This is a genomic window from Acidaminococcus fermentans DSM 20731, assembly GCF_000025305.1.
In the GTDB taxonomy this organism is placed as follows: domain Bacteria; phylum Bacillota; class Negativicutes; order Acidaminococcales; family Acidaminococcaceae; genus Acidaminococcus; species Acidaminococcus fermentans.
Genome location: NC_013740.1, coordinates 1115098 through 1140580 on the forward strand (window position 1 = coordinate 1115098; position 25483 = coordinate 1140580).

A 25483-nucleotide genomic window follows, 5' to 3' on the forward strand; every position below is an offset into this window, starting at 1 on the left:
CTGTGAAGCGAAAAGAGAATTTTGCCGGGTCTCTTCCCGGTACGGGACGGGGTCTGGTGGCCTTTCCGGACACCTATGTGGTGGTGGATCTGGAAACCACCGGGCTGGACCCGGAACGGGATCAGATCATCGAGATCGGGGCCCTGGAAGTGACGGCGGGAAAGCGGGGGAGGACATTTTCCACCCTGCTCCAGCCCCGGACGCCTTTGGAAGGACAGTACGTCTCTCCCTTCATCACCCGGCTCACCGGCATTACCAATGAAATGCTGGCTGCGGCCCCCCAGCCCCGGCAGGCCCTGGAAGCTTTCGGGAAATTCCTGGGCAGCCGGGTGGCGGTGGGCTACAATGTGGGGTTCGACATGGGCTTTCTCCAGCAGCAGTTCCAGGACCAGCTGTACCGGCCTCTGGCCAATGACTGGGTGGATGTGCTGCCCATGGCCCAGACCCTGTTCCCGTTGTGGGACCATCACCGGCTGAACAACCTGGCCGCCTGGTATCATGTGGAGAACAAGGAGGCCCACCGGGCCCTCAGCGATGTGGAAACCACGGAAACCTGTTTCCGGAAACTGAAGGAAGACGCCGGCCGCCAGTATCCCTCCCTGGAGGATTTCCTGGAGAAGGTGCGGCAGAAGCTGAACAAAAAAGACGAAGGCGAGCAGCTGAGCCTGTGGTGAAGCTGCCGGAAAAGGAGAGAAAGATGGATCAGGGAATCGAAGAACTGGCCTGGGAAATGGCCAGGGACTGGAAAGAAAAAGGCTACAGAGACCGGGAAACCTGCGCCGCGGATATGGTGCAGATCATTGAAGAAGAGCAGGACCGATTCAATCATCGGGAAGCCCAGGAAGAATATTAAAATTTCCTTGACAAACTTTTTCCCGGTGGTATAATGTAAACAATTTCAAAGAGCCAATGGCAATGACGAGGACAACCTGTCAGGGATACAGTACAGAGAAGCCCGGAAGCTGAGAAGGGCCCGGAAACAAATGACAGTCAACCACCTGGGAGCCATCTGCTGAACAAAGTAGGCAAGGTCGTATATCCTGCGTTAAAGGATACCGAGTGGAACTGGCCCAGCCAGTTCAATAAGGGTGGAACCGCGAGCTTATGGCCCGTCCCTGTGAGGGACGGGTCTTTTTTGTATGTCCGTCCTGACCTTGCTGGTATTTTCAAGGAGGAAATCAATATGTCCAACATTAAAGTAAGCCTGCCGGATGGCAGCGTGAAAGAATTCGAAGCCGGCAGCTCCCTGCTGTCCATTGCCAAGAGCCTGAACCAGAAACTGGGGAAGACCGCTCTCCTGGCCAAAGTGGATGGGGAAAACAAAGACCTGAGCGATGTACTGGATCACGATGCCAAAGTGGAATTCGTGACGCCGGACAGCGAAGAAGGGCTCCATGCCATCCGCCATACCGCTTCCCATGTTATGGCCCAGGCCATCCAGCACCTGTTCCCGGGCACCAAATTCGCCATCGGTCCTGCCATTGAAAAAGGGTTCTACTACGACCTGGACAGCGACCATGTGTTCACTCCTGATGACCTGCGGGCCATCGAAAAGGAAATGAGCAAGATCATCAAAGCCAACTATCCTCTGGTCCGGAACGAAATCCCCAGAGCGGAAGCCCTGGCCAAATTCAAGGCGGAAGATGAACCCTACAAAGTGGAACTGATCGAAGACCTGCCGGAAGATGCGGTGATCAGCACCTATACCCAGGGCGATTTCACGGACCTGTGCGCCGGTCCTCACTGCCCGTCCACCGGCCGGGTGAAAGCCTTCAAGCTGATGAGCATTGCCGGTGCCTACTGGCGGGGGGATGAACACAACAAGATGCTCCAGCGGATCTACGGCACGGCTTTTGCCAGCAAGGAAGACCTGGAAGCTTACCTGCACATGATGGAAGAAGCGGAAAAACGTGACCACCGGAAACTGGGCAAACAGCTGGGTCTGTTCATGCTCAGCGATTACGGCCCCGGGTTCCCGTTCTTCCTGCCCAATGGCATGATCATCCGGAATACCCTGATCGACTACTGGAGAGAAGTGCACCGCAAATACGGCTACCAGGAAGTCATGACCCCCATGATTATGAACCGGCAGCTGTGGGAAACCTCCGGCCACTGGGATCATTACAAAGAAAACATGTACTTCACCCAGATCGATGGGGACGATTACGCCATTAAACCCATGAACTGCCCCGGCGGCATGCTGGTTTATGCCAACGAACCCCATTCCTACAAGGAGCTGCCCCTGCGGGTGGGCGAACTGGGCCTGGTGCACCGGCATGAACTGTCCGGCGCGCTCCACGGTCTGTTCCGGGTACGCTGCTTCACCCAGGACGATGCCCACATCTTCATGATGCCCAACCAGATCGAAGACGTGATCCAGGAAACCATCCGTCTGTTCGATGAAGTATACGCCACCTTCGGCCTGACCTACCATGCAGAACTGTCCACCCGTCCGGACAACTCCATGGGGGACGATGCCACCTGGGAAATGACCACCAACGCCCTGCGGAAAGCCATGGACGACTTTGGCCTGAAGTATTCCATCAACGAAGGGGACGGCGCTTTCTACGGCCCGAAGATCGACTTCCATCTGAAGGATTCCATCGGCCGTACCTGGCAGTGCGGTACCATCCAGCTGGATATGCTGCTGCCGGAAAAATTCAACCTGACCTACACCGGGGAAGACGGCCAGAAACACCGTCCTGTTATGATCCACCGGGTAGTGTACGGCTCCATTGAACGGTTCATCGGCATCCTGATCGAAAACTACGCCGGTGCCTTCCCTGCATGGCTGGCTCCGGAACAGGTCCGGGTAATGCCCATTACCGACAAGTACAACGAATACGCCAAACAGATCGTGGACAAACTGGAAGCCCAGAAGATCCGGGCCCATCTGGACGACCGGAACGAAAAAGTGGGCTACAAGATCCGGGAAGCCCAGGTCAAGAAAGTTCCTTACATGCTGATTGTAGGGGAAAAAGAAGTGGAAAGCGGTACCGTTTCCGTCCGCAGCCGGGACAACGGCGAACAGGGTGCAATGCCCGTGGACGAATTCATCGCCAAACTCCAGGACGAAATCAAGAACCGGAAGTAATCATAAAAAAACAGGGTTGCTGCATAAATTGTGCAGCAACCCTTGTTTTTTGTCAGCTGGCAACTGTCGGTGGAAATCAAATTTGCAAATTGATTTTGAACAGCATGAACTGTAGGAGGCGCAGGCCCGGCGGCCCGCATACCACATGGACAATCGCTGATTTGGCGGGCGGCCGGGCCTGCCGCCCCTGCGGGAACGATTTATACAGCTGCAGACTGCAGCCGGGGTGTGAATTTTTTCACACCCCCGTTTTTTCCTTACAGCATATGAGCCCGGAGATATTCCCCATCTTCCGGCATCAGATAGGCCGGTGCCACGTCGAATACGGTCAGGCAGCCGGTACGGCCTTCCTGATGGAGGCGATGGGCGGCCCGGGCGTAGGCTACCAGCACACTGGTGGTGAATTCCGGGTTGGAATCCAGTTTCAGGCTGAATTCGACCACATGCTTGTGTTCCCGGTTGTGTCCGGTCACTCCGCTGCGGATCACGAACCCGCCGTGGGCCAGACCGCTGTGGTTCTTCCGGAACTCTTCCTCATCGATGAAATGGACGGTGGTATCATATTCATCAAAGTAGTTGGGCATGGTCACAATAGCCTGTTCCACGGCCTTGGGATCGGCCCCTTCTTCCAGCACCACGTAACATTCCCGGGTGTGTTTCTGCCGGGTGGTCAGTTCCGGCTGGCTGCCGCTGCGCACGGCTTCCAGGGCCGCTTCCACCGGTACCGTGTACTGTTTGGCGTTTTTGACTCCGGGGATCCGCCGGATGGCGTCACTGTGGCCCTGGCTCACACCCTTGCCCCAGAAGGTGTAATCTTTCCCGTCCGGCAGGATGGCATTGCTGTACAGCCGGGCCAGGGAGAACAGGCCGGGATCCCAGCCTACGGAAATGATTCCCAGGTGTCCGGAAGCTTTGGCCGCCTTGTCCACCGCCGCAAAATGTTCCGGAATCCGGGCATGGGTATCGAAGCTGTCGATCACATTGAACAGCCCGGCCATTTCCGGAGTCTGCACCGGCAGATCCGTGGCACTGCCGCCGCAGAGGATCAGCACATCGATGCTGTTCTTCCAGTCTGCCATGTTTTTCACATTCACTACAGGCACATGAGCCGAGGCAATCTTCACCTGGGCAGGATCCCGGCGGGTGAATACCGCTGCCAGTTCCATATCCGTCGCTTTTTCCAGGGCACATTCCACCCCTCGTCCAAGGTTTCCGTAGCCTAAAATCCCAATGCGAATGGTCATAACCAATTTCTCCCCTCATGGTATACAAAAAATAAATGTATACAGTATTTGATAAAATTGCTGATATTCAGCTGTAATATGTTTCATATTCTATCATAAAAGGAGGGCAGTTGTAAATACAAAAGAACCGAAAAGACCTATGGCCGCAGATAGCGGCAGTTATTCTTCTTCCTGATCCGCTTTCTGCTCCTGTTCCCGGGCCATCTTGATTTTGGCCATGATCCCGTCCCACTGTTCCGTTATGGCTCTGGCCATAAGCCGCTTGCCCCGAAAATTCAGGTGCAGGCCGTCCAGGGCGTATCGGGTGGGCAGGTCCTGGTTTTCGTCGAACTGGGTTCCCAGGTCGATGAACCAGGGCAGGCTCCGGATCCACTGGTTCACCTTGGCCATTTCCGCCCTCCAGCCTTCCGCCGTGGGTTCATCGAAGGCCCGTTTGATGTTGGCAGGGTTCACCGGAGGCAGGGTCATGAAAATGGGGGTGATCCCGTTGTCCTCGCATTTTTCCCGGATGCCCTTCAGATCGCTGATCACGCTTTCTCCGCGGACCCAGCCCCGGAGGCTGTTGCTGCCGGTCATGATGATCAGGTATCTGGGATGGAAGGGGACCACGTCCTTGTCGAACCGGGCCAGGGTGGCTTCGCTAGTGTCCCCGCTTTCCGCCAGGTTGATGGTGTCAAAGGGCAGATAATACTGATAGCTGTAGGTGAAATCACTGGGAGAATAGGACAGATCGCCTCCCCCGTGGGATATGCTGTCCCCCAGGGTCCCCACCTGCCAGTTGTCCTCCGGATTCACGGTCATGGGCTGGGGCGGGCAGAACTGGCCCACCGGGTTCCCGGCTTCGTCCACACCCCGTACCCGCCAGTACATGGTGTAGGGCGCATAGTGGGATTCGTCATCGTACCAGTCGAAACCGGTGGATCTGCCCCGTTCCAGCAGCTGCTCCGGTGCGGCTTCCCGGGTGGGGGAAACGGAGCTGGTGTTCAGCACTTCCACCTGATAGTTCCGCACCCCGTGGAGGGGCACCCAGTTGTACACCGGGTACAGCAGGGTGGTGCCGTTGCCGCTGTTGAACCGGCTGATGGGTTCCGGATACAGGGCGGTTTTCTTCTCCGGATCCACATGGACCTTTTCCACAGGCGACAGGGCGGAAACCGGCTTTTCGTCCAGGTTGAAGGACTGGATCTTCACGGAAACATCCCCCCGGGTGCCCGCCGGCAGGGACAGGTTGTATCCGGCCACATAGGTCCGGTCATCGGGCAGGGCTGTGCCGTTGGGCAGGGTTACCGATACATTGTAGTACACCGTCCCCAGAATGGGTTTCCAGCGGAGGGTGGGGTGGAGAGAAGCGGGATGGGCCGCCGTATAGTGGGTGGTGAACTGGGGCACCGGCTGCCGGCGCAGAACGGGAACCGCCGTTTTGGCTGCAGCCACCGGTTTCCGGACGGGAGGCAAGGCAGCCGCCCGGGCCGGAAGTGTCAAAAATCCGGCCCCCATGCATCCAAGGAGCACCGCACGGCAAAGAGTATGGGAAAACGTATGCATAGGAAACAAGACCTCATTTCATATTGTAGTTACAGGGAATATTGTAGCATATTTGGGGGGTGAGGGGGAGGTGAACGAGTGGTTGAGTGGTTAAGTGGTCGGGGATTGGGTGCACAGCCTGCAGGGTCACTTTTCCCGATTCGCCTGAAAGCTGTTTCTTTGGTATAATGGTCACAGAACAGCTTGTTTCAGACCGTAGACCTGTTCCAGGTGATTTTATAGAAAGAGAGGGTATGGGAGATGCAGTGGACAATGCCCATTGGAATCGATGATTTTGGTAAACTTCGAAAAGAACAGTACTATTTTGTGGATAAGACAGATTTTATCCGGCAGTTGATCGATGGACACAGCGCAGTAACCCTGCTGACCCGCTCCAGACGGTTTGGCAAAACGCTCACTTTGGGTATGACGGGTATCATTTTGGAAAAGATGAGATCTATAACCCCTGGTCCGTCATCAATTTCTTCAAGGAAGGGCAGATAGGGGATTACTGGGTCAATACATCCGGAAACAGAATCATCCGTCTGCTGCTTCAACAGATACAACCGGAAACCCGGGAAAATCTCTTCCATCTTCTTCACAGGGAAGTGGAGGACATCTACCGGTTCGAGATCCTGGATCGAATGCGGGCGGGATTTTCCGTATCCCGTCTGGAATCCCTGCTGGACCATCTCCTGCAGGGAAATGCAAAGGCGTTTGCCGACGGAATGGAAAAATACCTCGAGTAGACAAATACATGCAATCAGGGGGGAAGTCTTTTGCAGCAGCTGCAGCTTGTTTTCAAAAAGAAATGTGTCCATTTTTCAGCTTTCATGAAAAACCGGGGAAAAGATCGTTTGGGTTCTACTCTTTTTTGGGTCCTGGTACTTTACAGTTTTGCTTTTTTATCGACATTCGGTGTATCCAGACAAATTCCTGTTGCTTTCCAGGATTATTTGCCCCTTGGTAAATCCCTGGCCGTGGTTTTTGGCCTGGTTTATTTCCTTACCGGCATTTTCCCTTTGAAAGAATTCCGTTCCAAAGCAAGGGCGGCCTTGTTGGCCATACTCAGCTGGCTGGCTGGATACAGCTGGATTTTTTTCCATCTGGTCCACAATCCGTACAACATCACCATGTATACCAGACTGTATGTCCGGTATTACCGCAGCGGCATCATGTTCTTCCTGTTTCTGCTGATGGTGGAACTTCTGCTGGCCAATCAGAAGAAAAACAGGTTGCTGCTGTGGATCCAGCAGGGGGCCGCTTTTTTTCTCACATTCTTCCTGCAGCTCTGTCCTTTGGTTTATGTTGGATATTTTATGAAATACCGCAGCCTTTTTGACGATATCTCGCTTCTTTCCATTCTGGCCACCAATGTTAAGGAAGCCGGAGAATACCTGCGTTCCATGTTTTCCGGAGGCCAGCTGGCCATTTTCGCCTGTGGGCTGTTGCTTCTTCTGGCAATCAGCTGGAAATTCAGCATACGGGAACCTCGGAGGAAAATCCTCTACACCAAACTCCAGCAGGCCGTCCTTGTGTTTTTTGTCTTTGTCATGTTTTTCACCGTTGCCTATAAAGGCAGTGCCTATTTCCCTCTGGATGTGTATGTGGGGCTGCATAAACTGGAGGGGGGCCCCATGCACGCATTCGATGCTCTGAAGAAAAACATCCGGAAGAATCAACAACAGATTTCTTTAGACAAAGAGAAAGCCCTGCCCATGAAGTTGCCGGGAACAGTGATCCTGGTGGTGGGAGAAACTGCCTGTCGGGATTATATGGCTGCCTTCAACCCAGAATACCCCTTGGAAACCACCCCTTGGGAGTCCAGCATACGGCGAACCGATGGTTTTTTCTTCTTCCCCCAGGCCTATTCCAACTTTTCCAATACCGTGATGGCCCTCAGTCAGTCCCTTACCAGCTCCAATCAGTATAACAACATGCCTTTGGGAGAATCCGTGGATCTGGTCAGTTTGGCCAGAAAAGCCGGTTACCATACCTACTGGTTTTCCACTCAGGGAAAGGGCGAAGTGTGGGATGCGGCCATTACCACACTGGCCAGTCAGGCGGATACCCGGAAATGGATGCCCTGGAAGCATGATGGCCAGCTGTTGGAACTGTTGAAAATGGTACCGGCCGATCAGAACAATTTCATCATCCTCCATTTGAATGGAAGTCACTATCGGTATCGGGACCGGGTGCCCAAAAAGTTTGCCCAGGACCACACCTTCTCTCAAGTCCCGAAGGAAGAGGGAGAGTTCGACACCTCTCTGGCCTATACGGATGAAGTGCTTCAGCAGGTGTATCAGTACAGCCATAAACATCTGAACCTTCAGGTGATGGTGTATTTTTCCGATCATGGAGAAAACATGAAATACAAGCATGTTTCCCATCCGTTTACCTTCGATATGGTGCGGATCCCTATGTGGATTTATCTTTCCCCGGCGTACCGGAGAGCCTATCCTGCCACAGGAAAGGCTCTTCAAGCCCATGAAAACACCGTGTTCACCAACGACCTGATTTTTGAAACCGTATGCGGGCTGATCCAGGCTCCGTCCAACCATTACAATCCCCAGTATGACCTTTCCCATCCTGCCTATGCCATTACCAAAGACAACGCAAAAACCATGAGAGGGGAATACAGCATACAGGAAGATCCGATTTGGGAAAAGAAAACAGGAGAGGAAGACTGATTGCGCACCAGATGCAGGGGCCGTAGGCCGGTTGGCCCGTTTCCGCACGGGTGTACGATGTTTTGCGGGCTGCCCGGCGTGCAGCCCCTACGGTTTCGGTGGACGCATGGTGGTTTGGATCTGCCTTCTTTTATTTTCCCCCTTGCTTTTCCTCAAAAACCTGCTATAATTAGGGCTGTAAGAAGTTTTTAATAAAAATTATTAAAAAGTAGACTTATCGGATTAACAGTCCGATGGCCACAGTTTCAAGGGGAGGCTTTTCTTATGAAAAAATTCATTTGCAGAGTGTGCGGTTATGTGTATGAAGGCGAAGAAGCTCCGGAAAAATGCCCGCAGTGCGGCGCTCCGAAAGATAAATTCGATGAACTGAAGGAAGGCGTCAAGGAATACGCTGACGAACACGTGGTCGGCGTTGCCAAGGGCGTGGATGAACGGGTGCTGGAAGGCCTGCGTCAGCACTTCACCGGTGAATGCTCTGAAGTGGGCATGTATCTGGCCATGAGCCGTGTGGCAGACCGGGAAGGGTATCCGGAAGTGGCGGAAGCCTACAAACGGATCGCTTTCGAAGAAGCGGAACACGCTGCCAAATTCGCTGAACTGCTGGGTGAAGTGGTCACCGACAGCACCAAGAAGAACCTGGAAATGCGGGCTGCCGCTGAACAGGGTGCCTGCGCCGGCAAGAAGGAAATCGCCACCCTGGCCAAACAGCTGGGCTACGATGCCATCCATGATACCGTCCATGAAATGGCCAAGGACGAAGCCCGTCACGGCCGTGTATTCGATGGTCTGCTGGCCCGTTACTTCGCAAAATAATCCAGTTTGCAGCCGGTAAGGCTGCATCCTGAAGTCCCGCTGGGGAGGGACCGGGGCCTGTTGGCGCCCTGCCTTCCCGGCGGGATTTTTTCTGCTGTCTGTGGCTCCTGGAGGTGCACCCATGTATTTATCCAGTATGCGTATCCAGAATTACCGAAATTTCAAAGACATCACCATGACCTTCCATCCCCTGGCCAATTATCTGGTGGGGGAGAACGACATCGGCAAAAGCGGGTTCCTCCGGCTCCTGTCCTATATGGCCAACGCCTGGACCCTGCCGGAAAACGACTATGACGATCCCAAACAGCCCATCCGGATCACCCTGGATCTCCATCTGCTCCAGAGCCCGAATGAATACTTTGCCGACACCCCCCAGGACCATCCGGAAAAAATCCGGGTACGGCTGGAAATGAAGGTGACGGATATCTGTCCCCATCTCTATGATGGGGAGACCGGACAGGAAATGCCCCTGGAAACCATCCGCCGGCTCCGCTACATCAGCTATTCCGCCATCAGCCAGGAGGACCAGGCGGTGCGGCCCCAGGTGTACCGGGCTCTGGAAAAGTGTCTGGCCCAGTGGGAAGCCAGCCACTGCGGTCCCCTGCCGGAGGAGGAACGGCAGTTTATCCAGCACGAAGTGAATGTGGGGTATTTCGATTCTTCCTATTATGAATGCATTTTCTACCTGTCCCGGATCCTCTGCCGGAGCAACCGGCATCGGGCGGACAATCTAAAGTTCATTTCCCTGGCGGCTCTCCGGATCATCACCCAGGTGTACCAGATGGCCCACAGTCTTTCCGTTCCTCTGGAGCATACCATCATTGTGGACAGCCAGGGCAAACGGTACCTGCCCCTGATTATTTCCATCGACGAACCGGAAATCCATCTGCACCCCTATATGCAGCGTTCCATCCTCCAGTATTACCAGCAGCTGCTGAACAACGAGGATCCCCAGTTCTGTGCCCTGCTCAAGGATCTGTTCGGACTGGACGGGCTCCGGGGCCAGCTGTTTGTGGTGACACATTCCACGGATTCCCTGATCGACGACTACCGGAACATCCTCCGGCTGTACCATGACCGCAGGGGTCTGGTCAAGGCGGCCTGCGGGGCCAGTTTCCATGTCAACCGGGAAATCGAGAAGCATCTGATCATGCATTTTCCGGAAGTGAAGGAGGCACTTTACGCCCGGAGTGTGATCCTGGTGGAAGGGGAGACGGAGTACGGCTGCTTCCAGCTGTTCGGCCGGACGGTAGGGGTTCCTTTCGATTATTACGGCATTTGTCTCATCAACGCCCGGGGCGAAAGTTCCATTGCCAAGATCAAGAAGCTGCTGGAATATTTCCGGCTGCCGGTGGTGGCTTTGTACGATGCGGACGTGAAGGAGGCCCACAAGCGGGAAAAAGGGGTGTACTTCACCGATGGAGTCTGTTTTGAAATGGACCTGTCCCAGACCATGCTCCAGCGTGGAAAGCGCCAGGCTCTGGACCGAATCATCGACGTGGCATGCGGCGGCACGGGCCGGACCAGCTACGACATGGTGAAAAAGGCCTGTCACAAGCTCCAGCTGGATCCCCGGGACTTTCCGCCCGGTCCCCTGTACAAGGCCAAACCCCATAAGGGACCGGTATGGGTGTATTATTTTGCCTGGCTCTACAGCAACAAGGGGGTCATCCTGGGACGGCTCATCGGCCAGTCCTTCCAGAAGGAAGAAGTGCCTCCGGCTTTCGTACGGGTGATCCAGGCCGCCGGGCGTCTGGCTACGGTGCCGGAAAGGGCATAATTATTGATGAATTTTGAAAAATATGGTACCCTTAGAAAGGAATGTTGTATATCTTTGCACTGAGGGGGAGCCTTATGGAAAATTTCTGGATTGCGGCAGGGGCGGTGCTGCCTCTGATGATCTACATGGCCATCGGTCTTCTGGCCCGGCGGAAGTATCACTTCAATGAAAGTCATATTTCCAACTTCAACAAAATCGTCTTTGGTGTGTTCCTGCCCACCAACATGTTCTATTCGGTGTATTTCACCGACATTGGCAAGGTGATGCGGCCCGGGTTCGTGCTGTTTGCGGTGGGAGCCCTGCTGACGGTGTTTGTAACGGGCTGGGTGCTGGTGACCGCCCTGGTGAAGGACAACAAAAAGCGGGGGGCCATGATCCAGGCCTTTTACCGGAGCAATTTCATCCTGCTGGGGGTGCCCCTGGTGGAAAATCTCTACGGAACAGAAGCGGCGGCTGTGCCTCTGATGCTCTGCGCCATCATCATCCCCATCTACAATGTACTGGCGGTGTTCACCCTGGAAACTTTCCGGGGCGGCACCTTCAATCCGCTCCATATCCTGGCCGGGGTAGCCCGGAATCCCATGATCATGGGAGCGGTGGCCGGTCTTCTGTGCAAGCTGCTGCCCTTTCCGCTGCCCGTGGCCCTGCTGAAATGCATCAAGGCCATTGCCGGCAGCACCACTCCCTTTGCCCTGATCGTCCTGGGTGCTTCCTTTACCCTCCAGGGGGCCATCAGTGAAATCCGGGAACTGGCCTTTACGGTGACCGGCCGGCTGGTGATTGCTCCGCTGATCGTCATCGGGGGAGCCGTGGCCCTGGGCTACCGGCAGGTGGATCTGGCTTCTCTTATGGCCATGTCCGCCACCCCCTGCGCCGTGGCTTCCTTTGCCATGGCCCAACAGATGGACAGTGACGGGGAGCTGGCCGGCAACTGCGTAATTTTCAGCTCGGCTCTTTCCTGTATCACCATGTTCCTCTGGGTGTTCATTACGAAAAATCTGGGACTGTTATGATCAAATTGAAAAATACACTCCAAAAATGATATACTATCTGTAAAGACAGTCTAAACAGGGAGGTCCCCAAAGATATGGTAAAAATCAATGCATCTTTATCCAAAGAAAAAAGAATCCTGAAAGCCGCGGAACAGGTGTTTTCCCACAAGGGATACACCCAGGCAACCCTGGATGAGATCATCCAGATCGCGGATACCGGAAAGGGGACTGTATACAAATATTACAAGAACAAGGAAAATCTGTTCTATACCCTGGTGGAGGCCAAAAACCGGAAGCTGATGAAGGCCATGGAAACGGCCGTGGAGGAAGGGAAAACTTTTTCCGATCAGTTCCGGGGCTATGTGGAAGCGTTCCTGCATTTTTTGGAGAAGAATGAGACCCTGTGGTCGGTGATCCTGTTCGAACTGCTGAACCAGCAGGCCGGCTGGCGGCTTCTCTGGGATGAAAAGAAACAGGACTGGCGGCTGGATGTCCGGTGGGGCAAAAAGCCGGAAGAAAAGGATGTGGCCATGAAACGGCGGTATGCGGAGCTGATTTATGGGGAAATCCAGCTGCTCCAGAGCATTTTCCAGAAAGCCATCGACAGGCAGTATCTGAAGCCTCTTACAGATTTGCAGCTGATGAGCCAGAATTTCTATTTCAGTATTTTCATGCTCAGCAACCAGGGAGCCTTTACCAAAGAAAACCGGGAAAGGGTCGTGGATGGCATGATCGACCGGTTCCTGTACGGACACAAAGAAAAAACTGCCACCCGGTAAGGGAGGCAGTTTTTTTTGTGGCAGAATGGCGGGCGGCCGGGTGTGCCGCCCTGCGGACCCGATGAATATCATATCCACGGTCCCGTAGGGGCCGCACGCCGGGCGGCCCGGAATCCCGCACTTTCTTACAGACGGTGGGAGGAATTCAGCACATCCCGCATCTTGTGGGCCACCATCATCTTGATGGCTTCCCGGCCCTTGCCCAGATAGGAGCGGGGATCGAAATCTTCCGGATGTTCATACAGGTACTTCCGGATGGAAGCGGTCATAGCCAGACGCAGGTCGGTATCGATGTTGATCTTGCAGACCCCGTAGGTGCCGGCCTTTTTCAGCATGTCTTCCGGACAGCCCTGGGCACCGGCCAGTTTGCCGCCGTATTTGTTGCATTCTGCCACGAATTCCGGGATAACGGTGGAAGCTCCATGGAGCACCAGCGGGAACCCGGGGAGCATGTTGGTGATCTTTTCCAGACGGGCAAAATCCAGTTCCGGTTTGCCTTTGAACTTGTAAGCCCCGTGGCTGGTGCCGATGGCGATGGCCAGGGAGTCCACACCGGTCCGTTCCACAAATTCCACAGCCTGGTCCGGATCCGTATAGGTGGCGTCTTTGGTGTTGACCTTTACGGCATCTTCCACGCCGGCCAGTTTGCCCAGTTCGGCTTCCACCACGACCCCTTTGTTGTGGGCATAGTCCACCACCCGTTTGGTCAGTTTGATGTTTTCTTCAAAAGGATATTTGGAGCCGTCGATCATGACAGAGGTAAAACCGCCGTCCACGCAGGCCTTGCAGATATCGAAATCAGCGCCGTGATCCAGGTGCAGGGCAATGGGCAGACCGGTGTCTTCCATGGCGGCTTCCACCAGGTGCAGCAGGTAGCTGTGCTTGGCGTATTTCCGGGCCCCGGCGGATACCTGCAGGATCAGGGGAGATTCTTCTTCTTTGGCAGCATCCACAATGCCCTGGACGATTTCCATATTGTTGACGTTAAAGGCGCCAACGGCATAATGGCCTTCGTAGGCTTTCTTGAACATTTCTTTCGTGGTTACAAATGGCATGGTGAAACCTCCTTGAGTATCAGTTATTGTTTATTATACCATACTTTCCGGAAATCGGGCGGCAGGGGAGCGGTGATTTCCACCGGTCTGCCCGTAAAGGGTTCCCGGAAGGCCACCTTCCAGGCATGGAGATAATGGCGGCCGGGAGCCCCGGGGGTGCCGTAGAGGGTATCCCCCAGAAGGGGGTGGCCGGCGGCTGCCGCATGGACCCGGATCTGGTGGGTGCGGCCGGTTTCCAGCTGGAACCGGACCAGGGACAGGCCCTCCTTTTCGCCCAGTACCTGGTACCGGGTACGGGCAGGCTGTCCATCCGGATCCACCTGCCGTTCCACAATGGAACCGGGCCGGCGGCCGATGGGCCAGTCCAGGATCCCTGCCGGCTGTTCCCAATGGCCCAGGGTCAGAGCCAGATAGGTCTTTTCCAGCCGGTTCCGGGACAGCATATGGTGGAGACAGGCGTTTTTGGCAAAAAGCACCACTCCGGATGTTTCCCGGTCCAGCCGGGATACCGGATGGACGGCGCTGGAAATGTGATGGGTCTGGAAATACCAGGCCACCCGGCGGCTGAGAGCGGGAGTCCGTTCCTTTCCTGCATTGTGGGTCACCAGGCCGGCCGGTTTGTCCACAGCCAGATACAGCTCCGTTTCCTCCAGGATGGACAGGGGTGCTTCTTCCGGTTCCAGGGTGCAGGGTTCCGGCAGAAAGGTCCAGGCAACCCGGTCTCCCGGCTGGAGCAGCAGATCCCGCTGGATGATTTCCCCGTTCACCTGGAGGGCACCGGCGGCCTTCAGCTTCTTCCAGTAGGTGCCGGAAAGGCCCTGGTCCCGGAGAAAGGATTTCAGTCGCTGGGGCAGGGAGGACGGAGCGAGAAAAAGTTCCATTACAGCACCTTCTGGCCCAGGATGCAGGCCAGGATCCCGAAAAACAGGCTGAGCCCCATGTAGAGAGCTGCGGTGATTCCGGCTCCCTTATCCACCAGCTGCTGGCTTTCCAGGGCAAAAGAGGAAAACGTGGTGAACCCGCCGCAGATGCCCACTTTGAGGAACAGGGCCAGCCGGGGATGGAGGGAGTTTCGGGCGGCCAGGGCCGTTACCAGGCCGATGAGAAAGGCACCGGCAATATTGATGAAAAAGGTCTTCAGGGGAAAGCCGCTGCTGTGGCTCAGGGGCAGCAGCCCGATGAGATACCGGCAGATGGCGCCGATACAGCCCCCCAGACCAACGATCACACATTCAGTCATGGAAAAGTCTCCTTTGCATAGTCATACGGCATATTATACCATACTCAGTGCAGAGTGCAGAGTGAAGAGCACGGACGCTGAAAATCCAATGACCCATTGCGATGCCGTAGGGGCCGCACGCCGGTTGCCCGCCAGATCTGGATTTCGTGGTGCTGATGGTGCTGCCGGTGGGGATTTTCTTCAACCTGACCCTGATGCTGTTGTATGAAATCAGCCTGGGGCTGATCCGGGTGCTGCTGAAGCGGTGAAGGCCATGTCTTTCGGCACACTTCCATGCTATAATAATAACAATGCGGTTTGAGATGTTGCCTTAATAAAATGAATAGGTTGTCTTAGAAATAGAGTCTTCCTTTCAAGACTCTATTTCTGTAAGATGGAAGAAACAGAACCAGAAAGGATTTTCACATGCAGAATTCTGAAGATACAGCGAAACTGAAACAGCTCCAGGCCATCCTCCGGGACCTGGGCAGTGTGGCGGTGGCTTTTTCCGGAGGGGTGGATTCCACCTTTCTCCTGAAGGTGGCGCATGATACACTGGGAGACAAGGTACTGGCCGTAACGGCCCGTTCCTGTTCTTTCCCGGAACGGGAACTGAAGGAAGCCAAAGCTTTTTGTGAGAAAGAAGGGATCCGCCATCTGGTAGTGGATTCGGAAGAACTGTCCATTCCGGGCTTTTCCCACAATCCCACCAACCGGTGCTATCTGTGCAAACATGAACTGTTCGAAAAGATCCTGGAAGTGGCCAAAGAGAACCACCTGGCGGCTGTGGTGGAAGGTTCCAACCTGGATGACGAGGGCGATTACCGTCCCGGGCTCCAGGCCATTGCGGAACTGAAGATCGCCAGCCCCCTGCGCCGGGCGGGCCTGTACAAAAAGGAAATCCGGGCGCTTTCCAAAGAGCTGGGGCTCCCCACCTGGAACAAGCAGTCCTTTGCCTGCCTGTCCTCCCGGTTCGTCTATGGGGAAGAAATCACGCCCCGGCGGCTGGGTATGGTGGACAAGGCAGAACAGCTGCTGCTGGATATGGGCTTCCATCAGCTGCGGGTGCGGATCCACGGGGGGAACCTGGCCCGGATCGAAGTGATGCCGGAAGAACTCCGGAAAGTGCTGGATCACCGGCTGGAGATCACGGAAAAACTGAAGGGATACGGTTTTGCCTATGTGACACTGGACCTTCTGGGCTACCGGACCGGCAGCATGAATGAAACCCTGTCCCCGGAAAAGAAGGCCTGACCATGGAAGCGAAAAAGATCCTGGAAAAAGTCCGGAATGGAGAGATTTCCGTGGAAGCCGCGGAAAAATTCTTCCGGCAGAAGCCTTTTGACGACCTGGGCTTTGCCAAACTGGATACCCACCGGAAGATCCGTACGGGCTTCGGGGAAGTGGTGTTCTGCAGCGGAAAAAAGGATGAGCACCTGCAGCAGATTTTCCGGAAACTGGCGGAAGAGGAAGGCAATGTGCTGGGGACCCGGGCCAGCCGGGAACAATATGAACTGATCCGCGCCCTGTGTCCGGATGCGGTATATGACTCCCTGTCCCGCCTGGTGAAAATCATCCGGAAACCGGTGGAACTCCGGGGCTCCGTAGCAGTGTGCACGGCCGGTACGGCGGATATCCCGGTGGCGGAAGAGGCGGCCCAGACGGCGGAATTCTTCGGCAGTAAAGTGAACCGGGTCTATGATGTGGGAGTCAGCGGACTCCACCGGCTCCTGGCCAGCCTGGACCCCATTCAGGAAGCCAACTGCGTCATTGCGGTGGCGGGCATGGAAGGGGCCCTGCCCAGTGTGCTGGGAGGCCTGGTGAGCAATCCGGTGATCGCCGTCCCCACCTCCATCGGCTACGGGGCCAGCCTCCAGGGGATTTCGGCTCTTCTCACCATGCTCAACAGCTGTGCCAACGGCATTGCGGTGGTGAACATCGACAACGGCTACGGAGCCGGATACATGGCCACCCAGATCAACCGGCTGGCCTGCGGAAAGGAACGGTGACGGTATGGAAAAAATACTCTATCTGGAATGCAAAAGCGGCATCAGCGGGGATATGACCGTAGGGGCCCTGCTGGATCTGGGTGCGGATGAACAGGTGCTCCGGAAGGCCCTGGCCTCCCTGCCCCTGACCGGATATACGGTGGAAATCAGCCGGGTAAAGAAGGCCGGCCTGGACTGCTGTGACTTCCTGGTGCGGCTGGATGCAGAACACGAGAACCACGACCACGACATGGACTATCTCTACGGTTTTGCCCAAAACCGGGAAGAAGCCCCGGAAAGGGAGGAGCATCATGGCCACCATCATCATCACCATGACCATGAGCACCAGATGGCAGGGACGGAACCCCATCATGCCCATCATCATGAACACCGGGGCCTCCGGGACGTGCTGGATATCCTGTCTCAGGGAGACCTGACGGAAGGGGCCCACAACCTGGCAGTGAAGATCTTCACCATCCTGGGGGAAGCGGAAGCAAAAGCCCATGGCACCACCCTGGACCAGGTCCATTTCCACGAAGTGGGGGCTGTGGATTCCATTGTGGACATTGCCGCTGCGGCGGTGTGCCTGGACAATCTGGGAATCCATGAAGCGGTGATCCCGGTGCTCAATGAGGGGACCGGCAGCGTCCGCTGTGCCCACGGCATCCTGCCCATTCCGGTGCCGGCGGTGGCCAGCATCGCCGCAGCCCATCATCTGCCCCTCCACATCATGCCTTTTGCCGGGGAATACGTAACACCCACCGGGGCGGCCATTGCAGCGGCCATCCGCACCCGGAGCCATCTGCCGGAAACCTTTACCCTTGCCAAAGTGGGCCTGGGCGCGGGAAAACGGGAACAGGCCATGCCCAGCATCCTCCGAGCCATGGTGCTGGAGGTGCAGCCAGAAGAGGAACAATCTCCCTGGGAGAAGGATTCCATCTGGAAGCTGGAAACCAACCTGGACGACTGTACCGGGGAAGCCCTGGGCCGGGTAATGGACCGGCTTTTTGCCGCCGGAGCCCGGGATGTGCAATATGCTCCTGTGCAGATGAAGAAAAACCGTCCGGGCTGGCTGATCACCGTCCTGTGCAAAGAGGAACAGAGGAAGACCCTGGAGGCCCTGCTGTTCCGGGAAACCACCACCATCGGGATCCGCCGGAGCCGGATGGAACGGAGCATTCTCCGACGCCGGGAAAAGACCGTGGAGACGGCTCTGGGACCGGTGGCCGCAAAGGAAGTGCAGGTACCGGTGCTTTCTCCGGAAGGGGCCCTCACCGGAGAAACGGAAACCCGGCTGTATCCGGAAGCGGAATCCATGAGGGAATTGTGTACCCGTACCGGCCGCAGCTGGCAGGCAGTGTGGCAGCAGGTGCTGGGAGACCTGGCCCGGGCTGCCCAAAAGGAGGGCTGACCCATGCATATGGCGGATGCACTCCTTTCTCCCGGAATAGCCGGGGTGATGTACGTACTTTCAGGGACCGCGGCCTGTCTGGCGGCCCGGAAAGTAAAAAACAGTGAGGACCCGGCTCTGGTGCCGGAAATGGGGGTACTGGGGGCCTTTGTATTTGCCGCCCAGATGCTGAATTTTGCCATCCCGGGGACCGGATCTTCCGGCCATCTGTGCGGGGGCATGCTCCTTGCAGCCGTAGTAGGCCCCTGGGGAGGCTTTCTGACCCTGATCGGGGTGCTGGTGCTCCAGTGCCTGGCCTTTGGGGACGGGGGCCTGCTGGCGCTGGGAGCCAATGTGTGGAACATGGCTTTTTACGGCTGCTTCATCGGGGGCGGACTGGTATGGCCTTTTCTGGTCCGCCGGGGAATGACCCGAAAACGCATCATCCTGGCCAGTATCCTGGGCAGTGTGGTGACCCTCCAGATGGGGGCTTTTTCCGTGGCGGCGGAAACCACCCTGTCCGGCATTGCGGAACTGCCTTTTTCCACCTTTCTCCTGCTGATGCAGCCCATCCATCTGGCCATCGGGCTGGTGGAAGGGATGATCACCGCCGCCGTGCTGGTGTTTCTCTATGAAAACCGTCCGGAACTGCTCCGGTCCCCGGCTGAACAGACGGATGCCCCGGCTGTGGGAAACCGGAAAAAAGTCCTGGGAGTCCTGACGGCTGCCGCCCTGTTCATGGGAGGGATCCTGTCCCACTTTGCTTCGGAAGATCCTGACGGCCTGGAATGGTCCCTGGCCCGGATCACCGGTTCCACCGAACTGGAAGGGACGGAGCAGGGCGTCCACGGGTTGACAGCCTGGTTCCAGAACCTGACGGCCCTGTTCCCGGATTACCAGGTGCCCGGTCTCAGTCCGGCTCTGGGCACGGCTCTTTCCGGAATCCTGGGCACCCTGGCCGTATTGGGCCTGGTGTGGGCGCTGGGCCGGAAGCTGCAGAAAGGAAGGACCCATGAAATCTCTGGACAGGGCCATTGAAGCCATCCATTGGCTGGATGACCTGGCTGCCCGGGACACCCTGCTGACCCGGCTGTTCCCTCTGGCCAAGCTGGCCGCCCTGTTCCTGTATCTGGGATTTTTGACCAGCCTGGAGAGAGGGGCGCTGCTTTCCGGGCTGCTGATGCTTTTGCCCCTGCCTGTGCTGTACCGGGCGGGGAAGATTCCCTTCCGGATCGCTTTCCGGCAGGCACTGCCGGCGGTGCTGCTCCTTGCCGGGCTGGGACTGGTGAACCTGCTCTATGTCCAGGCTCCGCCGGTTCCGGTGGGACCGTTCCGGATCGGCGCCGGAACCGCCGCCTTCCTGGTTCTGGTACTGAAGGGACTGGGCTGCGTGCTGGCCGGGTATCTGCTCTTGGCCACCACCGGCATGGAACGGCTGGCCTGCGCCCTCCAGAAACTGCCCCTGCCCCGGGTGCTGATCGTTTCCACCCTGCTCACCTGGCGATACCTGGTGCTGCTGCTCCAGGAAAGCCGGCGCATGGAACAGGCCTTCCATCTCCGGGCTCCGGACAGCCGGGGAATTCCCTGGAAAATCGCCGGCAGCCTGCTGGGCCTGCTGTTCCTCCGGAGCCTGGACCGGGCCCGGTCCGTCTACGAAAGCATGGAGCTCCGGGGCTTCCGGGGCCGTTTCCCGGAAACGGGAAAAAAGGGGAATCCCGGAGGCAGCATCCTGCTGCTGGTCCTGACCCTGGCCTGGTGCCTTCTGTGCCGGTTCCCGGGGTGAAATTCATCCAATCTGATCATCGTATGCTGCTGCGGAAGGAGTCCTGCCCATGTCTGCCATTCTTGCCCTGTCCCATATCCGGTTCTGCTATATCCTGCCGGGGCCTGAAAAACCAACGGTTCCCGTATTCCAGGATCTGTCCTTTGCCCTGGCGCCTGGAGAAAAAGTGGGGCTTATCGGCTGCAACGGGGTGGGGAAGTCCACCCTGCTGAAACTGGTCATCGGGCTTCTGCCCCTCCAGGAAGGGAACATGGAGGTATGCGGCCTCCCCATGGACCGGAAAAATCTTCCGGAAATCCGGAAAAAGGCCGGGTACGTGTTCCAGGATTCGGAAAGCCAGCTGTTCCTGCCTACGGTGGAAAGCGATGTATCCTTTGGCCTGCGGAATGCCGGAGTGCCAGGGGAAGAAGCAGCCCGGCGCACGGCGGAAGCCCTGAAAAAAGTGGGGATGGAAGGGCTGGCCCGGCGGCAGATCTACCGGCTTTCCGGAGGACAGAAAAAGCTCACCGCCATTGCCGGCCTTTTGACCCGGGAACCGGAGCTTTTGCTGCTGGATGAACCCTCTGCTGCCCTGGACCCCCGAAACCGGCGGAAACTGGCGGAAATCCTCCGGCAGCTGTCCTGCGCCCAGCTCATCGCTTCTCACGATTTGGATTTCATCTGGGATACCTGTGACCGGGTGATCCTGCTGTCGGAGGGAAGGATCCAGCAGGATGGGGCAGCCCGGGAAGTATTGTCCAACCAGACCCTGCTGGAAGCCTGTGGCCTGGAACTCCCCCTGCGTCTGCAGAAGGGCATCTGAAACCGGGCAAAGGACCCAGGAACCCGGCATCCCAACAGGCCGTGACTGTAACCGGTTCCGTAGGGGCTGCACGCCGGGCAGCCCGCCAAATTCGCCGATTCGTTGAACATTTTACAGGGAAACCGAACTGTGCACTTTTCTTGATGAAAACAGGAGGAAAAAGAAATGAAACTTGCCGTAACGTACAACCCGGAAAACGGAGAAATTTTCCAGCATTTTGGCCGGACGGAAACCTTCAAGGTCTATGACCTGGCAGATGGGAAAATCCAGAAAGCAGAAGTGTGCAGCACCCAGGGCCAGGGCCATGGAGCGCTGGTGGGCGTACTCCAGGCAGACAAGCTCCAGTATCAGGAAGACATCCGGTGCGATCACCACGGTGAACACCACGAAGGCGGCTGTCATCACTGAGCAAAGAAACAGGGACCTGTTGCATGCAGCAGGTCCTTTATGGTATTATGAAGAAAAATTCTTGATTACGATTCTTTCTACAGGAGGAATTTATGAAAGCCAAGATGATTCTGACTGCCCTTTTTGCGTCCGCCGTTCTTCTTGCAGCAGGATGCGGAGGCTCTTCCGGCGGAGCCCAGACCAATGCCCCTGCTTCTTCCCAGGCCTCTGCCCAGAAGGCCGCGGCCCCCGGCTTTACCCTGAAGGAAGCAGCCGGTCCGGAACGGACCGTCCAGCCCGGCGACGGCAAAGTGTATGTGATCAATTTCTGGGCCACCTGGTGCCCGCCCTGCCGGAGCGAAATGCCGGAGCTGAATACCTTTGCCCAGAAACACAAAGAAAAAGTCCAGTTCTATGGAGTGAATCTCCAGGAAGAAGGGGACAAGGTCCAGGGTTTCCTGAAGGACAACGGCTACACCATGCCGGTGCTCCTGGACCAGGAAGGAAAAGCCGCCACCCTGTACAAGGTCCGGGTGATTCCCACCACGGTGATCCTGGATGAAAAGGGGAATATCCTCCAGCGCCATGAAGGGGTGATTACCGCCCAACAGCTGGAAACGCTCCTGAAAGGAAAGCTCTGATGGGCTCCCTGACCCTGGGGGCTGCTTTCGGCGCCGGCTTCCTGTCCTTCCTTTCTCCCTGCGTCCTGCCCATGCTGCCCACCTTCCTGCTGCTCTTGGCCGGATCCGGGGCAGAAAAAGAACAGGGAAGGGGAGGGCTGCTCCTGAACACCCTGGCCTTCCTGGGCGGTTTCACCCTGGTATTCCTGACCATGGGTGCCACGGCCACCCTGGTGGGGCAGCTGGTGCTCCAATACTGGAAAGTGCTGGAAAAACTGGCGGGAGCGCTGCTGATCCTGCTGGGTCTGTTTTTAAGCGGCCTGTGGACGCCCCTGTTCCTGCTCCGGGACCGGCGGCCTTTCCTGCAGCAGAAAAAGCAGGGAGTCCTGGGTTCCTTCCTGCTGGGCGCGGCTTTTACCTTGGGCTGGACTCCCTGTACCGGCCCCATCCTTACCGGCATCCTGATGGCCGCCGGCAGCCGGCAGACCGTACAGGAAGGTGTGTTCCTGCTGCTGGCCTATGCCCTGGGCTTCTGTGTGCCATTCCTTTTGGCGGCTCTTTTCTGGGAAAAGATCGGTCCCCATCTGCGCCGGCATTATGCCTGGCTGCCCCGGATCCAGAAGATCCTGGGCCTGTTCCTGGTGCTGTTCGGCCTGCTCATGATCAGCGGCATGGCCCTGCGGGTGATGGCGGTTTTGGCAGGATAGGGAAGGGGGCTGTTGCCCGGGTAACAGCCCCTGTCAGCTGTCAGCTGTCAACGGTCGCAGCCGATGGAAATCAATTTTTGCAAATTGATTTTAACACTGCCTGCAATATTCTCTGTTTTCAGATTTCTTTCGTTTTGGAGTATGCTATAATAGATTTACAGTATACTGTTGAAGGATAGGATACAGTTTTCCCTGTTTTGTTTTTCCAAAGGAGGTTGATTGTTATGGATGGAGTCCAAAAGAAAAAGGGAATGCCTCTGGCCGGGCAGATTTTCATTGCCCTGATCCTGGGCATCATTGCCGGCCTGGCCCTTCAGGGCAATGTGAAATTTGCCGTTACCTACATCAAACCATTCGGGACGATTTTTCTGAATCTTGTGAAATTCATCGTAGGGCCCATTGTCCTGTTTTCCATTATGGCAGGGGTGGTATCCCTCAGTGATATCCGGAAACTGGGATCCATCGGCGGCATTACCCTGGTCTATTACTTTTTTACCACTGCCATTGCCACCACCATCGGGCTGATTATCGCCAACAGCTTCAAGCCCCTGTTTCCGGTTCTGTCCACGGCGGATCTGGCCTTTAAGGTCAAAAATGCCAGCCCCGGGCCCATGAAAATGCTGGTGGATCTGTTCCCCTCCAATTTTCTGGCTCCGCTGACCAGCGCCAATATGCTCCAGGTCATCGTCATGGCCCTTTTGATCGGGATTGCCATCATCGCCCTGGGAGAGAAGGGAGAAAAGGCGGCCGCTTTCATCAATACCTGGAATGATGTATTCATGAAAGTCATGGAAATGATCCTGGCCCTGTCTCCCATCGGGGTATTCTGCCTGCTGTGCCCGGTGATTGCACAGAACGGGACGGCGGTGATCGGCTCCCTGGCCAAGGTGATCCTCTGTGCCTACATTGCCTATGCCCTCCATGCCATCCTGGTCTATTCCATGGCTGTCCGGGCCATCGGAGGCATGAGCCCGCTGAAATTCTTCAAAGGGATGATGCCGGCCATGCTGTTTGCCTTTTCCAGCGCCTCTTCCGTAGGGACCCTTCCCATCAACATGGAATGTGCCAACAAGCTTGGAGCCTCCAGGGAAGTCACCAGTTTTGCCCTGCCTCTGGGGGCAACCATCAACATGGACGGTACGGCCATCTATCAGGGGGTCTGCGCCGTATTCATCGCATCCTGCTACGGAATCGACCTGACCCTGCCCCAGATGCTCACCATTGTGATCACCGCCACCCTGGCTTCCGTGGGGACGGCCGGTGTGCCGGGGGCCGGGATGATCATGCTGGCCATGGTGCTGGCTTCGGTGAACCTGCCGGTGGACGGCATTGCCCTGGTGGCCGGTGTGGACCGGATCTTCGATATGGGCCGGACCACCCTGAACATCACCGGTGACGCCTCCTGTGCCATTATCGTGACCCATTTGCTGGAGAAGAAGAGGAAATAAGGGGGCTGCTGACTGCTGACTGTTGACCGCTGACAAAAACAAGGGGGATGTGGTGCACGCACTGTGCAGCATCCCCCTTGTTTTCACGCAAAATGACGTACCCGCAGTTTGATGCCGCAGCTTTCCGCCAACAGAAGAACGCCGGATAAAAGGAACGGTTTGAAAAATTCTGGGGCGGAACCGTGTCTCCCCCGGGCTTTTATCCACACTATTTTACATAATATATATTATTGGACGCAATAATCTTGAAAACCAGATATTTCAAATTGTCTTGAAACTGAGATTTTTCTTTTGGATTTTGCCGTTTTTTTCTTCTTTGAGCAGGTTTTCTTTCCAATCGATGGGTTTTTCCGGAGATTCTGTTCCTGTCCTAAACACTCGTTTGACACACAATTGTTTTCCTGTTATACTAAATTTAATTAGATTGGAAACTTGTACGCAAATTCCATCCTGTCTAAAGGAGAGTTCCATTATGACTGAATCTGAAGAAAAGAAATCCACCCGGTCCCGGGGCATCAATACCCGGCAGAGCCAGATCCTTGATTTTATCCGTCAATATATCTTCAATAACGGCTATCCCCCTTCTGTACGGGAAATCGGCAGTGCTGTGGGGCTCTCTTCCAGTGCCTCCGTCCACAACAACCTGAAAAAGCTGGCGGAAGCCGGTTTTGTCAGCTGGGATCCGGAAAAGCCCCGCACCTACGGGCTCCGGGAAGAAATCAGCTGGAGGAAAAAGAGCATGGTCCCCGTGCCTCTGGTGGGTGCCGTCCATGCCGGTGATCCCATGCTGGCGGTGGAAAACATCGAGGACACCTACCCCATCCCCCTGGATCTGATTGGCTGCAGCGAGGATGTATTCATGATGGTGGTGGAAGGCGACAGCATGAAGAATGCCGGGATCCTGGACCATGATTATGTGTTCGTCCGGAAGCAGAACTATGCCACCAACGGGGATATTGTAGTGGCCCTCTTCAACGGTGAGGAAACCACCATCAAACGGTATTTCCGGGAACTGAAACAGATCCGTCTCCAGCCGGAAAATGATGCCTACCCGCCCATTGTAGGGACCGACAACATCGAAATCAAGGGAAAAGTCATCGCAGTATTCCGGACTCTTTGAGTTTTCCGCCTTTAAACAGACGATTTCCCTTCAGACGCTCAAATTTCC

At 56.1% G+C, this 25483-nt stretch carries 26 protein-coding genes; 20 read left to right on the forward strand and 6 right to left on the reverse strand.

The features are described from left to right. Positions 1-2 precede the first annotated feature (2 nt). The 3 genes from ACFER_RS10825 to thrS all read left to right on the forward strand — a co-directional run bounded on the left by ACFER_RS10825 (position 3) and on the right by thrS (position 3094). Positions 3-674, forward strand: a complete 672-nt coding sequence (locus tag ACFER_RS10825; RefSeq protein ID WP_012938348.1) for a 3'-5' exonuclease — start codon at positions 3-5, stop codon at positions 672-674. Positions 675-697: 23 nt separating this feature from the next. Beyond that, positions 698-853: a hypothetical protein gene (locus tag ACFER_RS11550; RefSeq protein WP_012938349.1), complete on the forward strand. Its 156-nt coding sequence runs from the start codon at positions 698-700 to the stop codon at positions 851-853. 330 nt (positions 854-1183) lie between these two features. Next, entirely contained in the window at positions 1184-3094 is a 1911-nt protein-coding gene (gene thrS, locus ACFER_RS05135) for a threonine--tRNA ligase (RefSeq protein ID WP_012938350.1), read from the forward strand. Positions 3095-3351: 257 nt separating this feature from the next. Here thrS and ACFER_RS05140 read toward each other — a convergent pair whose 3' ends face one another. Further along, positions 3352-4338 carry a diaminopimelate dehydrogenase gene (locus ACFER_RS05140; RefSeq protein ID WP_012938351.1) on the reverse strand — a complete coding sequence of 329 codons (987 nt, stop codon included), beginning with the start codon at positions 4336-4338 and terminating at the stop codon, positions 3352-3354. Between the two features lie 159 nt (positions 4339-4497). Next, a complete protein-coding gene (locus ACFER_RS05145) occupies positions 4498-5883 on the reverse strand; it encodes an SGNH/GDSL hydrolase family protein (protein WP_012938352.1) in 1386 nt (461 codons plus the stop codon). A 252-nt stretch (positions 5884-6135) separates the two neighbouring features. Here ACFER_RS05145 and ACFER_RS11985 point away from each other — a divergent pair, with 252 nt between their 5' ends. After that, the gene (locus ACFER_RS11985) at positions 6136-6366 is read left to right on the forward strand and encodes an AAA family ATPase (protein ID WP_227898374.1); all 231 of its coding nucleotides are present in this window, start codon (positions 6136-6138) and stop codon (positions 6364-6366) included. A 401-nt stretch (positions 6367-6767) separates the two neighbouring features. On the opposite strand, the gene ACFER_RS11640 is transcribed toward ACFER_RS11985, so the two are convergent. Next, positions 6768-7481 carry a hypothetical protein gene (locus ACFER_RS11640; protein ID WP_222831720.1) on the reverse strand — a complete coding sequence of 238 codons (714 nt, stop codon included), beginning with the start codon at positions 7479-7481 and terminating at the stop codon, positions 6768-6770. An 18-nt stretch (positions 7482-7499) separates the two neighbouring features. On the opposite strand from ACFER_RS11640, the gene ACFER_RS11645 reads away from it, so the two are divergent. The 5 genes from ACFER_RS11645 (at position 7500) to ACFER_RS05175 (ending at position 12916) form a co-directional block, all read left to right on the forward strand. Continuing rightward, the gene (locus ACFER_RS11645) at positions 7500-8552 is read left to right on the forward strand and encodes a phosphoethanolamine transferase (RefSeq protein WP_222831721.1); all 1053 of its coding nucleotides are present in this window, start codon (positions 7500-7502) and stop codon (positions 8550-8552) included. Between the two features lie 264 nt (positions 8553-8816). Next, positions 8817-9365 (forward strand): ferritin family protein, encoded by a 549-nt coding sequence (locus ACFER_RS05160; protein ID WP_012938354.1) that lies wholly within the window; start codon positions 8817-8819, stop codon positions 9363-9365. A 121-nt stretch (positions 9366-9486) separates the two neighbouring features. After that, entirely contained in the window at positions 9487-11145 is a 1659-nt protein-coding gene (locus tag ACFER_RS05165; RefSeq protein ID WP_012938355.1) for an ATP-dependent nuclease, read from the forward strand. A 74-nt stretch (positions 11146-11219) separates the two neighbouring features. Beyond that, positions 11220-12158 carry an AEC family transporter gene (locus ACFER_RS05170; protein WP_012938356.1) on the forward strand — a complete coding sequence of 313 codons (939 nt, stop codon included), beginning with the start codon at positions 11220-11222 and terminating at the stop codon, positions 12156-12158. A 74-nt stretch (positions 12159-12232) separates the two neighbouring features. Continuing rightward, positions 12233-12916, forward strand: coding sequence for a TetR/AcrR family transcriptional regulator (locus ACFER_RS05175; RefSeq protein WP_012938357.1), 684 nt, complete (start codon positions 12233-12235; stop codon positions 12914-12916). 125 nt (positions 12917-13041) lie between these two features. Here the strand turns inward: ACFER_RS05175 and fba are convergent, their stop codons facing one another. The 3 genes from fba to crcB are packed head-to-tail and all read right to left on the reverse strand — an operon-like array spanning position 13042 to position 15211. Further along, positions 13042-13971 (reverse strand): class II fructose-1,6-bisphosphate aldolase, encoded by a 930-nt coding sequence (fba, locus tag ACFER_RS05180; RefSeq protein ID WP_012938358.1) that lies wholly within the window; start codon positions 13969-13971, stop codon positions 13042-13044. A 23-nt stretch (positions 13972-13994) separates the two neighbouring features. Then, positions 13995-14852 (reverse strand): RluA family pseudouridine synthase, encoded by an 858-nt coding sequence (locus tag ACFER_RS05185; RefSeq protein WP_012938359.1) that lies wholly within the window; start codon positions 14850-14852, stop codon positions 13995-13997. Then, positions 14852-15211 carry a fluoride efflux transporter CrcB gene (gene crcB, locus ACFER_RS05190; protein WP_012938360.1) on the reverse strand — a complete coding sequence of 120 codons (360 nt, stop codon included), beginning with the start codon at positions 15209-15211 and terminating at the stop codon, positions 14852-14854. The genes ACFER_RS05185 and crcB overlap by 1 nt, the downstream gene beginning before the upstream one ends. Positions 15212-15616: 405 nt before the next feature. On the opposite strand from crcB, the gene larE reads away from it, so the two are divergent. The 11 genes from larE (at position 15617) to lexA (ending at position 25435) form a co-directional block, all read left to right on the forward strand. Continuing rightward, positions 15617-16444 (forward strand): ATP-dependent sacrificial sulfur transferase LarE, encoded by an 828-nt coding sequence (gene larE, locus ACFER_RS05195; protein ID WP_012938362.1) that lies wholly within the window; start codon positions 15617-15619, stop codon positions 16442-16444. A 2-nt stretch (positions 16445-16446) separates the two neighbouring features. After that, positions 16447-17199 carry a nickel pincer cofactor biosynthesis protein LarB gene (gene larB, locus ACFER_RS05200; RefSeq protein ID WP_012938363.1) on the forward strand — a complete coding sequence of 251 codons (753 nt, stop codon included), beginning with the start codon at positions 16447-16449 and terminating at the stop codon, positions 17197-17199. Between the two features lie 4 nt (positions 17200-17203). Beyond that, positions 17204-18589, forward strand: coding sequence for a nickel pincer cofactor biosynthesis protein LarC (gene larC, locus ACFER_RS05205; RefSeq protein WP_012938364.1), 1386 nt, complete (start codon positions 17204-17206; stop codon positions 18587-18589). Positions 18590-18592: 3 nt separating this feature from the next. Beyond that, positions 18593-19606 carry an energy-coupling factor ABC transporter permease gene (locus ACFER_RS05210; protein WP_012938365.1) on the forward strand — a complete coding sequence of 338 codons (1014 nt, stop codon included), beginning with the start codon at positions 18593-18595 and terminating at the stop codon, positions 19604-19606. Continuing rightward, a complete protein-coding gene (locus ACFER_RS05215) occupies positions 19581-20351 on the forward strand; it encodes an energy-coupling factor transporter transmembrane component T family protein (protein ID WP_012938366.1) in 771 nt (256 codons plus the stop codon). Before ACFER_RS05210 ends, ACFER_RS05215 begins: the two co-directional genes overlap by 26 nt. 49 nt (positions 20352-20400) lie before the next feature. After that, positions 20401-21153, forward strand: a complete 753-nt coding sequence (locus tag ACFER_RS05220) for an energy-coupling factor ABC transporter ATP-binding protein (RefSeq protein WP_012938367.1) — start codon at positions 20401-20403, stop codon at positions 21151-21153. 165 nt (positions 21154-21318) lie between these two features. Further along, positions 21319-21561 carry a NifB/NifX family molybdenum-iron cluster-binding protein gene (locus ACFER_RS05225; protein ID WP_041666178.1) on the forward strand — a complete coding sequence of 81 codons (243 nt, stop codon included), beginning with the start codon at positions 21319-21321 and terminating at the stop codon, positions 21559-21561. Positions 21562-21653: 92 nt separating this feature from the next. Beyond that, positions 21654-22181 (forward strand): TlpA family protein disulfide reductase, encoded by a 528-nt coding sequence (locus ACFER_RS05230; RefSeq protein ID WP_012938368.1) that lies wholly within the window; start codon positions 21654-21656, stop codon positions 22179-22181. After that, entirely contained in the window at positions 22181-22867 is a 687-nt protein-coding gene (locus ACFER_RS05235; RefSeq protein WP_012938369.1) for a cytochrome c biogenesis CcdA family protein, read from the forward strand. Before ACFER_RS05230 ends, ACFER_RS05235 begins: the two co-directional genes overlap by 1 nt. A 224-nt stretch (positions 22868-23091) precedes the next feature. Continuing rightward, complete coding sequence (locus ACFER_RS05240; RefSeq protein ID WP_012938370.1) at positions 23092-24315, forward strand: dicarboxylate/amino acid:cation symporter; 1224 nt, start codon at positions 23092-23094, stop codon at positions 24313-24315. Between the two features lie 472 nt (positions 24316-24787). Then, on the forward strand, positions 24788-25435 hold the full coding sequence (lexA, locus tag ACFER_RS05245) for a transcriptional repressor LexA (RefSeq protein WP_012938371.1): 648 nt from the start codon (positions 24788-24790) through the stop codon (positions 25433-25435). Positions 25436-25483 lie beyond the last annotated feature (48 nt).

Bases quoted from the DNA above. Each gene is read 5' to 3' on its own strand.
- ACFER_RS05220 (WP_012938367.1), top strand. From the start codon at position 20,401: ATGTCTGCCATTCTTGCCCTGTCCCATATCCGGTTCTGCTATATCCTG.
- ACFER_RS05185 (WP_012938359.1), bottom strand. From the start codon at position 14,852: ATGGAACTTTTTCTCGCTCCGTCCTCCCTGCCCCAGCGACTGAAATCC.
- ACFER_RS05210 (WP_012938365.1), top strand. From the start codon at position 18,593: ATGCATATGGCGGATGCACTCCTTTCTCCCGGAATAGCCGGGGTGATG.
- ACFER_RS11645 (WP_222831721.1), top strand. From the start codon at position 7,500: ATGCACGCATTCGATGCTCTGAAGAAAAACATCCGGAAGAATCAACAA.
- ACFER_RS11550 (WP_012938349.1), top strand. From the start codon at position 698: ATGGATCAGGGAATCGAAGAACTGGCCTGGGAAATGGCCAGGGACTGG.
- ACFER_RS11640 (WP_222831720.1), bottom strand. From the start codon at position 7,481: ATGCAGCCCCACATACACATCCAGAGGGAAATAGGCACTGCCTTTATA.
- ACFER_RS05160 (WP_012938354.1), top strand. From the start codon at position 8,817: ATGAAAAAATTCATTTGCAGAGTGTGCGGTTATGTGTATGAAGGCGAA.
- ACFER_RS05170 (WP_012938356.1), top strand. From the start codon at position 11,220: ATGGAAAATTTCTGGATTGCGGCAGGGGCGGTGCTGCCTCTGATGATC.
- crcB (WP_012938360.1), bottom strand. From the start codon at position 15,211: ATGACTGAATGTGTGATCGTTGGTCTGGGGGGCTGTATCGGCGCCATC.
- ACFER_RS11985 (WP_227898374.1), top strand. From the start codon at position 6,136: ATGCCCATTGGAATCGATGATTTTGGTAAACTTCGAAAAGAACAGTAC.
- fba (WP_012938358.1), bottom strand. From the start codon at position 13,971: ATGCCATTTGTAACCACGAAAGAAATGTTCAAGAAAGCCTACGAAGGC.
- ACFER_RS05145 (WP_012938352.1), bottom strand. From the start codon at position 5,883: ATGCATACGTTTTCCCATACTCTTTGCCGTGCGGTGCTCCTTGGATGC.
- ACFER_RS05175 (WP_012938357.1), top strand. From the start codon at position 12,233: ATGGTAAAAATCAATGCATCTTTATCCAAAGAAAAAAGAATCCTGAAA.
- ACFER_RS05230 (WP_012938368.1), top strand. From the start codon at position 21,654: ATGAAAGCCAAGATGATTCTGACTGCCCTTTTTGCGTCCGCCGTTCTT.
- ACFER_RS05235 (WP_012938369.1), top strand. From the start codon at position 22,181: ATGGGCTCCCTGACCCTGGGGGCTGCTTTCGGCGCCGGCTTCCTGTCC.
- ACFER_RS05225 (WP_041666178.1), top strand. From the start codon at position 21,319: ATGAAACTTGCCGTAACGTACAACCCGGAAAACGGAGAAATTTTCCAG.
- larE (WP_012938362.1), top strand. From the start codon at position 15,617: ATGCAGAATTCTGAAGATACAGCGAAACTGAAACAGCTCCAGGCCATC.
- thrS (WP_012938350.1), top strand. From the start codon at position 1,184: ATGTCCAACATTAAAGTAAGCCTGCCGGATGGCAGCGTGAAAGAATTC.
- larB (WP_012938363.1), top strand. From the start codon at position 16,447: ATGGAAGCGAAAAAGATCCTGGAAAAAGTCCGGAATGGAGAGATTTCC.
- ACFER_RS05215 (WP_012938366.1), top strand. From the start codon at position 19,581: ATGAAATCTCTGGACAGGGCCATTGAAGCCATCCATTGGCTGGATGAC.
- larC (WP_012938364.1), top strand. From the start codon at position 17,204: ATGGAAAAAATACTCTATCTGGAATGCAAAAGCGGCATCAGCGGGGAT.
- ACFER_RS05240 (WP_012938370.1), top strand. From the start codon at position 23,092: ATGGATGGAGTCCAAAAGAAAAAGGGAATGCCTCTGGCCGGGCAGATT.
- ACFER_RS05140 (WP_012938351.1), bottom strand. From the start codon at position 4,338: ATGACCATTCGCATTGGGATTTTAGGCTACGGAAACCTTGGACGAGGG.
- lexA (WP_012938371.1), top strand. From the start codon at position 24,788: ATGACTGAATCTGAAGAAAAGAAATCCACCCGGTCCCGGGGCATCAAT.
- ACFER_RS05165 (WP_012938355.1), top strand. From the start codon at position 9,487: ATGTATTTATCCAGTATGCGTATCCAGAATTACCGAAATTTCAAAGAC.